The sequence below is a fragment of the Cupriavidus phytohabitans genome (genome assembly GCF_017815025.1).
Classification (GTDB): domain Bacteria; phylum Pseudomonadota; class Gammaproteobacteria; order Burkholderiales; family Burkholderiaceae; genus Cupriavidus.
Genome location: NZ_JAGIQB010000023.1, coordinates 1 through 13,544, shown reverse-complemented (window position 1 = coordinate 13,544; position 13,544 = coordinate 1). Strand labels below are relative to the sequence as shown.

Annotated in this window: 12 protein-coding genes; 4 read left to right on the top strand and 8 right to left on the bottom strand. The window is 65.1% G+C overall.

Annotated features, from left to right (window positions below):
- Positions 1-466 precede the first annotated feature (466 nt).
- The 6 genes from pntB to J8I34_RS17240 form a co-directional block, all read right to left on the bottom strand.
- Positions 467-1,864 (bottom strand): Re/Si-specific NAD(P)(+) transhydrogenase subunit beta, encoded by a 1,398-nt coding sequence (pntB, locus tag J8I34_RS17265; protein WP_029046999.1) that lies wholly within the window; start codon positions 1,862-1,864, stop codon positions 467-469.
- Between the two features lie 40 nt (positions 1,865-1,904).
- Positions 1,905-3,464 carry a Re/Si-specific NAD(P)(+) transhydrogenase subunit alpha gene (locus J8I34_RS17260; RefSeq protein WP_209806512.1) on the bottom strand — a complete coding sequence of 520 codons (1,560 nt, stop codon included), beginning with the start codon at positions 3,462-3,464 and terminating at the stop codon, positions 1,905-1,907.
- Positions 3,465-3,508: 44 nt separating this feature from the next.
- Positions 3,509-4,291 (bottom strand): fumarylacetoacetate hydrolase family protein, encoded by a 783-nt coding sequence (locus J8I34_RS17255; protein ID WP_029047001.1) that lies wholly within the window; start codon positions 4,289-4,291, stop codon positions 3,509-3,511.
- Between the two features lie 224 nt (positions 4,292-4,515).
- On the bottom strand, positions 4,516-5,748 hold the full coding sequence (gene frc, locus J8I34_RS17250; protein WP_209775611.1) for a formyl-CoA transferase: 1,233 nt from the start codon (positions 5,746-5,748) through the stop codon (positions 4,516-4,518).
- A 281-nt stretch (positions 5,749-6,029) separates the two neighbouring features.
- A complete protein-coding gene (locus tag J8I34_RS17245) occupies positions 6,030-6,749 on the bottom strand; it encodes a GntR family transcriptional regulator (RefSeq protein WP_029047003.1) in 720 nt (239 codons plus the stop codon).
- 286 nt (positions 6,750-7,035) lie between these two features.
- Complete coding sequence (locus J8I34_RS17240; protein ID WP_029047004.1) at positions 7,036-8,013, bottom strand: 2-dehydropantoate 2-reductase; 978 nt, start codon at positions 8,011-8,013, stop codon at positions 7,036-7,038.
- Positions 8,014-8,196: 183 nt separating this feature from the next.
- Between J8I34_RS17240 and J8I34_RS17235 the strand changes: the two genes are divergently transcribed.
- From J8I34_RS17235 to J8I34_RS17225, 3 genes are all read left to right on the top strand, one after another.
- Positions 8,197-8,952 (top strand): TerC family protein, encoded by a 756-nt coding sequence (locus J8I34_RS17235; protein ID WP_029047005.1) that lies wholly within the window; start codon positions 8,197-8,199, stop codon positions 8,950-8,952.
- Between the two features lie 131 nt (positions 8,953-9,083).
- Positions 9,084-10,685 carry an OpgD/OpgG family glucan biosynthesis protein gene (locus J8I34_RS17230; RefSeq protein WP_209806511.1) on the top strand — a complete coding sequence of 534 codons (1,602 nt, stop codon included), beginning with the start codon at positions 9,084-9,086 and terminating at the stop codon, positions 10,683-10,685.
- A gap of 125 nt (positions 10,686-10,810) precedes the next feature.
- Positions 10,811-11,503, top strand: coding sequence for a GntR family transcriptional regulator (locus tag J8I34_RS17225; protein ID WP_209806509.1), 693 nt, complete (start codon positions 10,811-10,813; stop codon positions 11,501-11,503).
- An 18-nt stretch (positions 11,504-11,521) separates the two neighbouring features.
- Here the strand turns inward: J8I34_RS17225 and J8I34_RS17220 are convergent, their stop codons facing one another.
- Both J8I34_RS17220 and J8I34_RS17215 read right to left on the bottom strand, forming a co-directional pair.
- On the bottom strand, positions 11,522-12,409 hold the full coding sequence (locus J8I34_RS17220; protein ID WP_209775618.1) for an EamA family transporter: 888 nt from the start codon (positions 12,407-12,409) through the stop codon (positions 11,522-11,524).
- A gap of 247 nt (positions 12,410-12,656) precedes the next feature.
- Complete coding sequence (locus tag J8I34_RS17215) at positions 12,657-12,842, bottom strand: hypothetical protein (protein ID WP_029047009.1); 186 nt, start codon at positions 12,840-12,842, stop codon at positions 12,657-12,659.
- 388 nt (positions 12,843-13,230) lie between these two features.
- Here J8I34_RS17215 and J8I34_RS35495 point away from each other — a divergent pair.
- Positions 13,231-13,544 (top strand): 3-hydroxyacyl-CoA dehydrogenase NAD-binding domain-containing protein (locus tag J8I34_RS35495; protein WP_371748089.1); only part of this gene is annotated, 314 nt, incomplete at its 3' end.

The following is a 13,544-nucleotide window of genomic DNA, read 5'->3' as shown; positions in this document are numbered from 1 at the left end:
TCTGATGACATACGGTATGTGATATATCAGAGAACGGCAAGCTATTTTCCTACTCTGCGACGAACTTTCGTCAGTGCACTGCAGCAAACCACCCTCTATCTACGGTCAAATCGGCGCAACTCCTTAATCCGTGCCTTTCATTCCCCCTTGGCACAGATGCAGGAGTCCATTCGCAACGCTAGTTGCACTTTGAATCCCGGCTCAAGATATATCACATACCAATTCTTGAGGCGCTTTGATGCGATCTGAAATGCCTTGCAAGGTCCTCAACTGGTCCAAGACCTGGCGCCTGGCGTTGCGGCACATGAATCCGTGGATTGATGCTAACTGAAGCTTAAATAGCCTTGGCTTAAAGTTTTTTATCGTATCTATTCATGACCATTTATATGTCGCGGAACTGGCATGAATTGGGGTGTGGGACGCCGTAGCGCCCCCCCTGTGGCATCCCGCCCCCCATGGAAAACCCCTACGCCGGCGTTTCCTCCAGCTGCCGCAGCAATGCATCGACACTGCCCTTGGCATCGCCAAACCACATCCGCGTGTTGTCCTTGTAGAACAGCGGGTTGTCGACTCCCGCGTAGCCCGCCGCCATGCTGCGCTTGGACACCACCACGGTCCTGGCCTTCCACACCTCCAGCACCGGCATGCCGGCAATCGGACTGGCGGGGTCTTCCAGCGCACCTGGGTTGACGATGTCGTTGGCGCCGACCACCAGCACCACGTCGGCCTTCTCGAAGTCGTCGTTGATCTCCTCCATTTCCAGCACGATGTCGTACGGCACCCTCGCCTCGGCAAGCAGCACGTTCATGTGCCCCGGCAAGCGTCCAGCCACCGGGTGGATGCCGAAGCGGACATTGACCCCCTGCGCGCGCAGCCGCCGCGCGATCTCGCTGATGGTGCCCTGGGCCTGCGCCACCGCCATGCCATAGCCCGGCACGATGATGACCTCGTTGGCATCCTTGAGCAGGCTGCTGACTTCCTCGCTCGACACCGGCAGCACCTCGCCCTGCTCGGCCGCCGCACCCTGCGCCTGCACCGCGCCGAAGCCGCCCAGGATCACTGACAGGAACTTGCGGTTCATTGCCTTGCACATGATGTAGCTGAGAATGGCGCCGCTCGACCCCACCAGCGCGCCGGTGATGATCAGCAGGTCGTTGCCCAGCATGAAGCCGGTCGCCGCGGCCGCCCAGCCGGAGTAGCTGTTCAGCATCGACACCACCACCGGCATGTCGGCGCCGCCGATTGCCAGCACCAGGTGGGCGCCGACCAGCAGCGCGATCACCGTCATCGCGGCCAGCGGCACCAGCCCCAACTGCGGGTCGGGCGCGCTGAGGAAGGCATAGCCCAGCCACACGCACACCACCAGCGCGCCGGCGTTGAGCACGTGGCGGCCCGGCAGCAGCATCGGCTTGCCGCCCATGGTGCCCTGCAGCTTGAGGAAGGCGATGATCGACCCGGTGAAGGTGACCGCGCCGATCAGGATGCCAAGGTAGGTCTCGACCTCATGGATCACCTTCTCCGCGCCGGCCAGCGTGGTCGGCTCCAGGTAGTTGGCGTAGCCGACCAGCACCGCGGCCAGGCCGACGAAGCTGTGCAGCACCGCCACCAGCTGCGGCATCTGCGTCATCTCCACGCGCCTGGCCAGCACCGCGCCGGCGATGCCGCCCACCAGCATCGCGCCGATGATGATGGGAACGCCGTCGGGCGTTCCGGCCAGCACGGTGGTCACCACCGCGATCACCATGCCGGCGATGCCGAACAGGTTGCCGCGCCTGGCTGTGGCGGGATGGCTCAGCCCGCTCAGGCTGAGGATGAACAGCGCGCTGGCGCCAAGGTAAGCGATATTGCTGATTCCGGAAGGCATGGCTCGGTCTCCTTAGCCCTTTTGTACTTCGGCCTTGTGTTCAGTCGCGCTGGAACATCTTCAGCATGCGCTGCGTGACCAGGAAGCCGCCGGCGATGTTGATGGTCGCAACCAGCACCGCGCAACCCGCGATCACCGCAGTCAGCAGCGACGGCTTGCCCAGCTGCACCAGCGCCCCCACCACGATGATCCCGCTGATGGCATTGGTCACGCTCATCAGCGGCGTGTGCAGCGCGGCGGTGACGTTCCACACCACCTGGTAGCCGACGAAGATCGCCAGCACGAACACGGTGAAGTGCGCCATGAACGCAGGCGGCGCCACCGCCCCGAGGGCGAGCAGGGCAATCGCCGCAAGCGCCAGCGCGGCCAGCGTCACGCCGGTGCGGTTGCGCGGCGGGGCCGCGACCGCCTCCACCGGCGCCGCGGCCGGCGCCTGCTGCTGCGGTATCGCCACCGTCAGCGGCGGCGGCGGCCAGGTCACCGCGCCCTGGTGCTGCACCGTGGCGCCGCGGATCATCTCGTCGTCCATGTTGACCACGAGCTGGCCATCCTTGCCCGGCGTCAGCTCGGTCAGCAGGTGGCGGATATTGGTGGCGTAGAGCTGGCTCGACTGCGCCGCCATGCGGCTGGGCAGGTCGGTATAGCCGATGATGGTCACGCCATCGCGGCGCACGCTTTCGCCAGGCACGGTCAGCACGCAGTTGCCGCCCTGCTCGGCGGCAAGGTCCACCACCACGCTGCCAGAGCGCATGAGCCCGACGGTCCCGGCTTCCAGCAGCTTCGGCGCCGGCTTGCCCGGGATCAGCGCGGTGGTGATGATGATGTCCACCTCGCGCGCCTGCTCGGCGAAGAGGCGCATTTCCGCCTCGATGAAGGCGGGACTCATCTCCTTGGCATAGCCGCCGCTGCCGCTGCCGTCCTCTTCGATCTCGACGGTCAGGAACTCGGCGCCCAGGCTCTCGATCTGCTGGCGCACCACCGGCCGTGTATCGAAGGCGCGCACCACCGCGCCCAGGCTGCGCGCCGCGCCGATCGCCGCCAGCCCCGCCACGCCCGCGCCGATCACCAGCACGCGCGCCGGCGGGATCTTGCCCGCGGCGGTGATCTGGCCGGCAAAGGGCCGGCCGAAGGCATGCGCGGCTTCGATCACCGCGCGGTAGCCCGCCATGTTGGCCATGGAGCTGAGCGCATCCAGCTTCTGCGCGCGCGAGATGCGCGGCACGCAGTCCATCGCCAGCACCGTCGCGCCGCGCTGCGCCAGCCGCTCCAGCATCGGCATCTGCTGCGCCGGCCAGACAAAGCCGATCAGCGTGGCATGCTTCTTCAGCAGCGCCGCCTCTTCCACGCCCAGGCTGGGGTGGACCTGCGGCGGGCGCACCTTGACCACCACGTCGACCGAAGCCCACAGGCTCGCCGCATCGACGATGGCGGCGCCGGCGGCGCGGTAGTCATCGTCGGAGAACGACGCCTCCTGGCCCGCGCCGGTCTCTACCGCGACCTGGTAGCCGAGCTTGAGCAGTTCCTTGACCGAGTCCGGGGTGGCGGCAACGCGCCGCTCGCCCGGGTGGACCTCGCGGGGCACACCGATCGTCATTGGCATAGCATTCACCGTATCAAGTTGGGTTGGGTCGGCATGAGTCGCGCTCAGCCGCGCACGTGGTTGACCAGCGAGCCGATGCCCGCGATCGACACCTCCACCACGGCGCCGTCCTTCATCGACCCCACGCCCAGCGAGGTGCCGACGGCAATCACGTCACCGGGCATCAGCGTCAGATCCTGCGAAATGCGGCTGACCTGCTCTTCCGGCGAGAAGATCATGTCCGACAGCGGGTAGTTCTGCCGCTCCACGCCGTCGAGCCGTGTCACCACGCTGGCGCCGCGCCAGTCAAAGCCGGTGACGATGGCCGGGCCGATGCAGCCGAAGGTGTCGAAGCCCTTGGCACGCGTCCATTGCGGGAAATTGGGATCGGCGGTGATCAGCTCGGCCGCGGTCACGTCGTTGACGATGGTGTAGCCGAAGATATGGGCGCCAGCCTCCGCTACCGACACATTGCGTGCCTTCTTGCCGATGACGATGCCAAGCTCGCCCTCGTAGACAATCTTGCCGTCGTAGCTCTTGGGGCGCTGCACGGCGTCGTTGGGGCCGGCCAGCGACGATGCCGGCTTGATCAGGAACAGCGGGTGCGTCGGCACCGGCTTCTCCAGCTTGCGCGCGAGCGCGTGGAAGTTGTTCCACAGCGCCACCACCTTGCCGGGCTCGCAGGGCGCGACCAGCGCCAGCGCGGCGCGCTCATGCACGGCGCCCGTGGGCTCGGGATGGTTGAAGCCGTCGCGGTCGTATTCGACCACGCGATTCTGGTCAGGGCCATCGAGGCGGCCATGGCCGATGCTGCCGTCGGCGCGGCGAAAGCGTATCCAGGTTTGCACGGCAATGCTCCTTGCGCAGGCAAAGGCGGGCCTGCCTGCGTCAATGTCAGTTGCAGGATGTCAGGAAGGAAAAGCGTGGAAGGCAGTGGAACGTTGGCCCGCCGTTCCCGCCTTCGCGGGAACGACGACAGTACGCGCAGTACAGCGCCCTAGCGCATGCTAAGGCTCGCTAACGCACCGTAACGCACCACCACAACGCACCACAACGCGCCGTTGCGCGCGCCTCATACCGCCCCGGCCAGCTTCATCGCCGCGATCTGCGCTGGCGTGCGGCCCAGCCATTCGAGGATCTCGTCGGTATGCTCGCCCAGCAGCGGCGAGCGCTCCACCTGCACCGGCGATGCCGACATCGTGATCGGGCAGCCCAGCTGCACGTAGTTGCCGCGCTGCGGATGCTCCAGCTCGACCAGGTAGCCGCGCTGGTACAGCGACTGGTCCTCGATCAGGTCTTTCATCGACAGGATCGGGCCGCACGGCACATCCACCTCGTTGAGCGCGGCCATCACATCGAACTTGCTGACCTTGCTGGTCCATTTCTCGATCACGGCGAAGCAGTCGGCGAGGTGCTTGAGGCGCGCTTCCGGCGTGGCGTAGTCCGGGTTGGTGATCAGGTCCTCGCGGCCGCACAGGCGCATCAGCGGCTCCCAGCCCTGGGGCTGGATGATGACGTAGACGTAGTCGTTGGGGCCGCCCGGCGCGCAGCGCAGCGCCGCGCCTGGCTGGCCGCCACCAGAGGCATTGCCTGCGCGCGGCACGTGGTCGCCGAACTCCTGGTTGGGGTATTCGCGCAGCGGGCCGTTGTCCAGGCGCTGCTGGTCGCGCAGCTTGACGCGGCACAGATTCAGTACCGCATCCTGCATCGCCACCTCCACGCGCTGGCCGCGGCCGGTGTGCTCGCGGTGCAGCAGCGCGGCCAGGATGCCGACCACGCAATGGATGCCAGTGCCCGAGTCGCCGATCTGCGCGCCGGTCACGGTCGGCACGCCTTCGGCATCGCCGGTGGTCGAGGCGGAGCCGCCCATGCACTGCGCCACGTTCTCGTACGCCTTGCAGTCGGCATACGGCCCCGGGCCGAAGCCCTTGATCGAGGCATAGACCAGCCGCGGGTTCAGGTCCTGCAGGTGCTCCCAGTCGAAGCCGGCGCGCGCGAGCACGCCGGGCCCGAAGTTCTCGATCAGCACGTCACAGCGCTGTACCAGGTCTTCGAGCAGCGCCTTGCCTTCAGGCGTCTTCATGTTCAGCGTCAGGCTGCGCTTGTTGGAGTTGAGCATGGTGAAGTACAGGCTGTCGGCGTTGGGCACGTCGCGCAGCTGGCTGCGGGTAATGTCGCCGCGGCCGGGCATCTCCACCTTGATCACGTCCGCACCCAGCCACGCCATCAACTGCGTGGCCGAGGGGCCTGCCTGGACGTGGGTCATGTCCAGGATGCGAACACCTTGCAGTGCCTTGGTTTCCATTGCGAAAGTCTCCTTTTAACCGCTGATTTTGTCGCTCCTGATGACATACGGTATGTGATATATCAGAAGAGAGCAAGTGGAGTTTGGCAAGTGCAACAGAAATATCGACGATGCGGCGCAGCATATGCGGAGAAAGAGACACTTGATACAGCGGATGTCGCAGTCACCAGCGCTTGATTCTCACATTGATATATCACATACCATCTGGCGAAATGTATCGACGCCAGCACGTAACAAAAACGGCGGACCGAAGTCCGCCGTTTTGCCCTGCACTGCTCGCCTCAGTCGAGGAAATCGCAGTGCTTCTCCACGTAGTCCGCCAGGTCCAGCGAGTGCTGACGCACCAGCCGCTCGGCCAGTTCGGTATCGCGCTTCTCCAGCGCTTCGATGATGCGCAGGTGATCCACGATCGACCTTGCCGCGCGGTCGCTCTGCGAGATCGTCATCTTCCGGATCGCGCGCACATGGATAAAGATATTGCGGATCGTGTCCATGATGATCTGCGACCTGGACAACTGGACGATCGCCTGGTGGAACGCGATATTGGCGTCGGAATACTCCTCGATATGTTCCGCCGGCGTGGAATCGCGGAAGCTGTCGAACATGCGGCGCAGCTGGGCGATTTCCTGGTCGGTGGCATTCTGCGTGGCAAGGCGCGCCGCCATGCTCTCCAGCGCCGCCCACATCTGGATCATCTCTACGATCTCGCGCTTGGTCTTGCGCATGATGTAGATGCCCCGGCGCGGCACGGTGCGCAGGAAGCCTTCCTGCTCCAGCAGCGTCATGGCTTCGCGGATCGGCGTGCGGCTGACGCCCATGGCTTCGCTCAGCACCCTTTCGTCGAGCCGGATCTCGTCGTGCGACTGGTAGATATCGGCGTCGGCGATGGCCTGCCGCAGCATGGCATAGGCCTGGTCGCGCAGGCTGGCGCCCGCGTTGATCGGTTGCACGGACAAGGTCAGCCCGTTGGGCTGGACAATGGATTGTGGTTGCGCAGACATGGAATAGGCTCGTGTGAGACCGGTGGCGCGGCGGCCGGAATGGCTGCCCGCCACATTTCCGCACAGCTTAGCAAAACGCTCGACTCATTACGAAAATGCATCAAGCAATACGTCGCGGTCATGCATCGGCACCGTCAGCGTGCGCGGTCTATCGTATATGGTATATCACAATCGTCTTGCCATTTCTTGCCCAAAAGCGGGGCAGGCGCAACATTGAGGCGGCCTCTCGCGGCGGGAGGGCCAAAACCCTTGCCCTCCCCCGCCCGCCATCCACTGCCGCCGGCGGCTACGCGGCAAGCTTGGCCATCGAGTCACGCTGCTTGATCAAACCCAGCACGGCGTCACACATCGGCGTCGGTTGCCCGACCAACCGGCCCATTTCCTGCACCACCGTGAGCAGCGGGTCGATTTCCATGGCGCGCCCCGCCTCCAGGTCCTGCAACATCGAAGTCTTGTGCGCTCCCACCGCTCCCGCGCCGTCGATGCGCCGCTCGACGTCGACGCGGAACTTGACCCCGAAGCGCTCGGCAATGCCCTGCGCCTCCACCATCATCTGGCGCGATAGTGCGCGCGTGGCAGGATCCGAGGTAATGACATCGAGCGTGGCATGGGTCAGCGCGCTGATCGGGTTGAAGCAAAGGTTGCCCCACAGCTTCAGCCAGATCTCGTCGCGGATGTTGTCGCGCACCGGCGCCTCCAGGTCAGCCGCCATCATCAGTTCGCTGAGCCGGGTCACGCGGGTTGAACGGCTGCCATCCGGCTCGCCCAGCGGAAATTTCTTGCCATACACATGCTTGATCACGCCGGGCGCGACGATTTCGGCAGCAGGATAGACCACGCAGCCGATTGCGCGCTCCGGCCCGAAGCCACGCCATTGCCGGCCGCCCGGGTCGACGCTTTCCAGCGTCGACCCCGCCAGCTCGCCGCCGTGCTTGTGGAAATACCAGTAAGGAATGCCATTGACGCCGGTCACGATCGCGGTTTCCGGACCCAGCAGCGGCTGGATCAGGTCTACCACGCCCGGCACCGAATGCGCCTTCAGCGTAATGAAGACATAGTCCTGCGGCCCCAGCTCGCGCGGATCGCTGGTGCAACGCACCCGCGCCGCACGCTCCTCGCCGTCGATCAGCAGCCGGACCCCGTGTTCCTGCATCGCCGCCAGGTGCGGGCCGCGCGCGACGAAGCTGACATCGGCTCCCGCGCGTGCCAGCTGCGCCCCGACATAGCCGCCGATGGCACCTGCGCCGTAGATACACACTTTCATTTGCTGTCTCCTTGATGGCTCGATTGGATCTTTTGATATATCACATACTATATTCCACTAAGACGCAAAACAACCTTTATCTTTGCGGACACATTCAGGCAAGCGGCGCTGCGCTAACATGAAGCTTCGTGCGCCTGGAACGATGCCCGGGCGCCGGTTGCTTACTGACACCGGAGCCCACTGATGGAATCGTCGCTGGCATTGCTGCAGGACCCCGCCGCCTGGGCGGCGCTCGCCACGCTGGTGGCCATGGAAATCGTGCTGGGGATCGATAACCTCATCTTCATTTCGATCCTGACCAACAAGCTGCCCGCAGAGATGCGCGAGAAGGCGCGCAAGGTCGGCATCACCCTGGCGCTGCTGATGCGTCTCGGCCTGCTGGCCACCATCGCCATCATCGTCAAGTTGACCGAGCCGGTCTTCACAATCCTTGGCCAGGGGCTGTCGTGGCGCGACATGATCCTCATCGCCGGCGGCGCCTTCCTGGTGTGGAAGGCGACCCGCGAGATCCATCACCACGTCACCGCGGGCGAGGAAGGCGAAGACAATGGCACCGGCAAGGTGGCGCACAGCTTTGCCGCCGCGATCGGCCAGATCCTGGTGCTCGACCTGGTGTTTTCGATCGACAGCATCATCACGGCGGTCGGCATGACCGAGCATGTCCAGATCATGTTCGTCGCGGTGATCGCCGCGGTGATGGCGATGCTGTTCGCCGCCACGCCGCTGGCCAACTTCATCAACCGCAACCCGACCATCGTGATGCTGGCGCTGGCCTTCCTGATGATGATCGGCATGACGCTGATCGCCGAAGGGCTCGGCACTCATGTGCCGAAGGGCTATATCTATACGGCGATGGCGTTCTCGGCCGCGGTGGAAGGGCTGAACATGCTGGCGCGGCAGCGGCGCCACGCGCGTCGCACGCGCGGCGAGGCGCATTGAGCGCAGCGGCGGCAGAATGTGACACATGTGCCGCCGCGGGCTGTAACAGACGGTGTCCGAACTTTTCCCGGGAAACGCCGTCTCTTAGAGTTCTGCTCAACCCATGGACAAGGAAAGGACGCTTTCGCCACATGATGAACCGCCGAACCCTGCTGGTCTCCGCCACCGCCTCCGCCGCCCTGGCCGCGCTGGGCATTACCCCATCGGTGCTGGCAGCCAGCCGGATCAAGCTCGGCGAAGCCCGGCCCTTCGGCTTCGACGCCCTGATCGAGCGCGCGCGCGCGCTCGCTGCCAAGCCCTACGTGCCCCCGCCCTCGCCGCCTGCCGACGTGCTGTCGCGCATCGACTACGATGCCCATGGCAAGATCCGGTTCCGCACCGACGATGCGCTGTTTGCCAAGGGTCCGGGCCAGTTCCCGGTCACCTTCTTCCACCTCGGGACCTACTTCCGCACCCCGGTGCGCATGCATGTGATCGAGCGCGGCAAGGACAGCGCCGGCCGCGCCCGCGAGATCGTCTATGACGATGCCTATTTCGACATGCCCGCCGACAGCCCCGCGCATAAGTTGCCGCCGGGCAGCGGCTTCGCCGGCTTCCGTTTCCAGGAAAGCCGCCTCGGCGACCAGAAGACGCGCGACTGGCGCAAGAACGACTGGGTCGCCTTCCTGGGCGCCTCCTACTTCCGCGCCATCGGCGACCTGTACCAGTACGGGCTGTCGGCGCGCGGCATCGCCATCGACGTGGCCGAAGCCGGAAAGCCCGAGGAATTCCCGGCGTTCACCCATTTCTGGTTCGAGACCCCGGAAGGCAACGGCGATACCGTCACGGTCTACGCCCTGCTAGACGGCCCCAGCATCTCCGGCGCCTACCGCTTCGTGATGCAGCGCGCCAAGGCCGTGATCATGGATGTGGAATGCGCGCTGTTCCTGCGCAAGGACGTGGCGCGGCTGGGACTGGCACCGCTGACCTCGATGTACTGGTTCTCAGAAAGCATCAAGGGAATCGCCGACTGGCGTCCGGAAGTCCATGACTCCGACGGCCTGGCCATCTGGAACGGCGCCGGCGAGCATATCTGGCGCCCGCTCAACAACCCGCCCCAGACCACGGCATCGGCATTCTCCGACGACAACCCCAAGGGGTTCGGCCTGCTGCAGCGCGACCGCCTGTTCGACCACTACCAGGACGGCGTCAACTACGAACGGCGCCCGAGCCTGTGGGTCGAGCCGCGCGACGGCTGGGGCGCCGGTGCCGTGCAACTGGTCGAGCTGCGCACCGACGACGAGATCCACGACAACATCGTCGCCATGTGGGTCCCCAAGGCTTCCGCCAAGGCCGGCGCCACCTACCGCCTGCGCTATCGCCTGCACTGGCAGGCGGACGAACCGAACCCGTCGCCGCTGGCGCGCTGCGTGGCCACGCGCCTCGGCAACGGCGGCCAGCCCGGGCAGCCGCGGCCCAAGGGCGTGCGCAAGTTCATGGTCGAGTTCAAGGGCGCGCCGCTGGAAAAACTGCCGTTCGGCGTCAAGCCCGAAGCAGTGCTGACCGCTTCGCGCGGCACCTTCTCCTATGTCTTCACCGAAGCCGTGCCCAACAACGTGCCCGGCCACTGGCGCGCCCAGTTCGACCTGGCCACCGACGGCAAGGGGCCGGTCGACATCCGCCTGTTCCTGCGCCTGGACGGCAAGCCGCTGTCCGAGACGTGGCTGTACCAGTACCACCCTCCGCAGGCATAACCCTGCCCCGGGCGCAGCCGGCAGCCGGCGCCGCTTTGCAGGATATTGCGACGCCGTGATGTCAGGCGCGCTTGAGCGGGTATGATGGCTGGCTACGACAGTCAAACCGCACCAGTCAGCCTCACATGATTTCTCAAGAGTTTGCCGGTGCCGCCGACGGCGGCCAGGCTGCATCGCTCCCGCGCTCGGAGCGCGCCTACCAGCAACTGCGCGCCGCCATCCAGGCGGGGCAGCTATCTCCCGGCACCCGGCTGCGCGAAGTGGAACTGGCGGAATCGCTGGGGTTGTCGCGCACGCCGGTGCGCGAAGCGCTGTCGCGACTGGAATCGGAAGGCCTGGTGGTCAACGAGCCCAACCGGGGCATGATGGTGACCCAGCTCGACGCCAGCATGGTCAGCGAGCTGTATGTGATGCGCGAGGTGCTGGAAGGCACCGCCGCGGCCCTGGCCGCGCGCCATGCCACCGATGTGGAGATTTCGCTGCTGCGCGATATCGTCGAGCGCGACCTGGCGTTCGCCGACGATCCCGACCGCCTGGCGCAGAACAACCGGCTGTTCCACGAAACCCTCCACCGCTGCGCCCACAACCGCTACCTGCTGAAAAACCTGCGGTCGCTGCACGAATCAATGGCGTTGCTGGGACGCACCACGCTGGCGGTGCCCGGCCGCGCGCGCAGCTCCTATGAAGAGCACACCGCCCTGGTCGAAGCGCTGGAAAAACGTGATCCGGCGCTGGCCGAGCAGATCGCGCGGCGCCATATCCAGCAGGCCTACAAGGTGAGGCTGTCGCTATGGATCCAGGAGCAGTCCGGCAGCTAAGCCTCCGGGCCAGGGCGCTCAGGCAGCCGCCTGCGCCCGCGCCGTACGCAGCGTGCCGACGCTCAGCACAGCCAGGGCAAGCAGGATCAACACCACCGCGTATAGCGTCTGCGGTGCGATCTGCTCCCCGCCCAGCCACGCACCCATCGCCAGCGCCACCGGCGGATTGACGTAGACATAGCTCGTCGACAGCGTCTGGCTGACCGTCGCCACCAGGTACATATAGGCAGAGAACGCCACCAGCGAACCCGCCACCACCAGGTAGACCCAGGCCCAGCCGGCCTGCTCGCTGATCGACGACAGCGACGCCGGCCACGGCTCCTGCCGCAGCGCCGACAGCACCATCAGCACCACCCCGCCGATCAGCATCTCCATGGCGAAGGCCGCCCCGCCCTGTGGCAGCTCGAGGCGCCGCACCAGTTGCGAGCCGAACGACCAGCTCGCCACTGCCAGCATCAGCGCCACCACGCCACCCGTGCTGACGCGGAATTCGGCCCCGGCGGTCAGCACCAGGATGCCCGCGCTGCCGATTGCAATCGCCACATATTCATACCACTTTGGCCGCTGGCCGAAGCAGGCTGCCCAGATCAGCGCAAAGATCGGCATCGAGCCGATCATGACCGTGGTCGCGCCCGACGAGATGGTCTGCTCGGCAATCGCGGTCAATCCCATGCCGCCTACCAGCAGGAACAGCGCCGGCACCGCACAGTTGCGCAGCAGCCGCCACTGCGGCATGGGCGTGCCGCGCCACGCCAGCCAGGCGGTCAACAGCAGGCCCGCGCAGAGAAAGCGCGTACCCGTCATGAACAGCGGCGGAAAGCTCTCCAGCGTAAAGCGGATCGCCAGATAGGTCGTGCCCCAGACCACGTAAGTGATCAGCAGGCAAATGAGGACAAGCGGCGGCATGGTCGCGAAAGGGTTCTGCGAAGGCATCCAAGATAGCCTCCGGCGTCGCCGCGACAAAACGAAAAGGTCTGGCAAGCCTTGTCAAAGTTGCTCACAAGGCATATCGACCTGCACGTGACCCGCCGATGGGGCAAACGAGCAGGCAAAACAAAACCGGCCGCGTCTTGCCCGTGGCGGGCGCGCGTCTGGCCGGTTCTACAACGCAGCCACCAAGGGCCGCAGGTACTGCAATACCGCTGGTAACTGCTTAGCCGTTGGCGTAGACCACCTTGGCCTTGCGGGCTTGCGACTGCAGGCGGGCGATGACTTCCTGCACTGCGGCGATGGCGCGCTTGGCGTCTTGCACGAAGCCCAGGCTTTGCTTGCCCAGCTCATGCTCGATGAGGTCACGTTCCAGTTGATCGGTCAGCTTGATATCGGATTGGGTGTTCATGGCTTCCTTCCTTTCAGGGGTTACCCTTATGGGGTTTTCCCGAATTGTAGCAAAGGAATTGTCGCGTTGCAGCATTAGGTGATAGTACGTATGCGGGAAAGCAACGGTACAAAGCCGGAAAAACCTTTCCGATAAGCATAAAGAGCCGAAACTGCCACTTTATGGCGCACTTCCCAGGGTGCATGCCCCCGCGTGCTCCGCGCTTGTGCGCCCTCCTCTCATCGCACTCGATTTCACTTGCGGGAAAATCGGCAGAAATTGTCAATAAATGGGCAGGCTCGGGTAGTGGCGAACGACGCCCGCGGCGCTACGATCAGGAGACGTTCAGACCGCTGGCGGCCTACGCCAGCTTACTCAATGCATCTCTTCATCGGCTTGGACGGCCGCGATGGCGTTTGGCACGCTATCCGTGCCGCGCTATTCAAGAGAGCCGATCCAGTTAACGCGCTCAGCGCGACATCTTGACGGGCGAAGCTGCGACGCGGCTCTACGGCCTCAACTCCAGCGAACCACATCTATATTCTCCAAACCCTTAAAGGCGTTCGACATGGCAATCAAGACAGTAGGCATCGTTGGTGCCGGCACCATGGGCAATGGCATCGCCCAGGCCTGCGCGGTAGTGGGGCTGAACGTGGTGATGGTCGACATCAGCGACGCCGCCGTGCAGAAGGGCGTGGCCACCGTGTCGGGCAGCCTGGACCG

Coding starts and splice junctions, on each gene's coding strand:
- pntB (WP_029046999.1), bottom strand. CDS start 1,864: ATGCCTTCCGGAATCAGCAATATCGCTTACCTTGGCGCCAGCGCGCTG.
- J8I34_RS17245 (WP_029047003.1), bottom strand. CDS start 6,749: ATGTCTGCGCAACCACAATCCATTGTCCAGCCCAACGGGCTGACCTTG.
- J8I34_RS17235 (WP_029047005.1), top strand. CDS start 8,197: ATGGAATCGTCGCTGGCATTGCTGCAGGACCCCGCCGCCTGGGCGGCG.
- J8I34_RS17215 (WP_029047009.1), bottom strand. CDS start 12,842: ATGAACACCCAATCCGATATCAAGCTGACCGATCAACTGGAACGTGAC.
- frc (WP_209775611.1), bottom strand. CDS start 5,748: ATGGAAACCAAGGCACTGCAAGGTGTTCGCATCCTGGACATGACCCAC.
- J8I34_RS17260 (WP_209806512.1), bottom strand. CDS start 3,464: ATGCCAATGACGATCGGTGTGCCCCGCGAGGTCCACCCGGGCGAGCGG.
- J8I34_RS17225 (WP_209806509.1), top strand. CDS start 10,811: ATGATTTCTCAAGAGTTTGCCGGTGCCGCCGACGGCGGCCAGGCTGCA.
- J8I34_RS17240 (WP_029047004.1), bottom strand. CDS start 8,013: ATGAAAGTGTGTATCTACGGCGCAGGTGCCATCGGCGGCTATGTCGGG.
- J8I34_RS17230 (WP_209806511.1), top strand. CDS start 9,084: ATGATGAACCGCCGAACCCTGCTGGTCTCCGCCACCGCCTCCGCCGCC.
- J8I34_RS17220 (WP_209775618.1), bottom strand. CDS start 12,409: ATGCCGCCGCTTGTCCTCATTTGCCTGCTGATCACTTACGTGGTCTGG.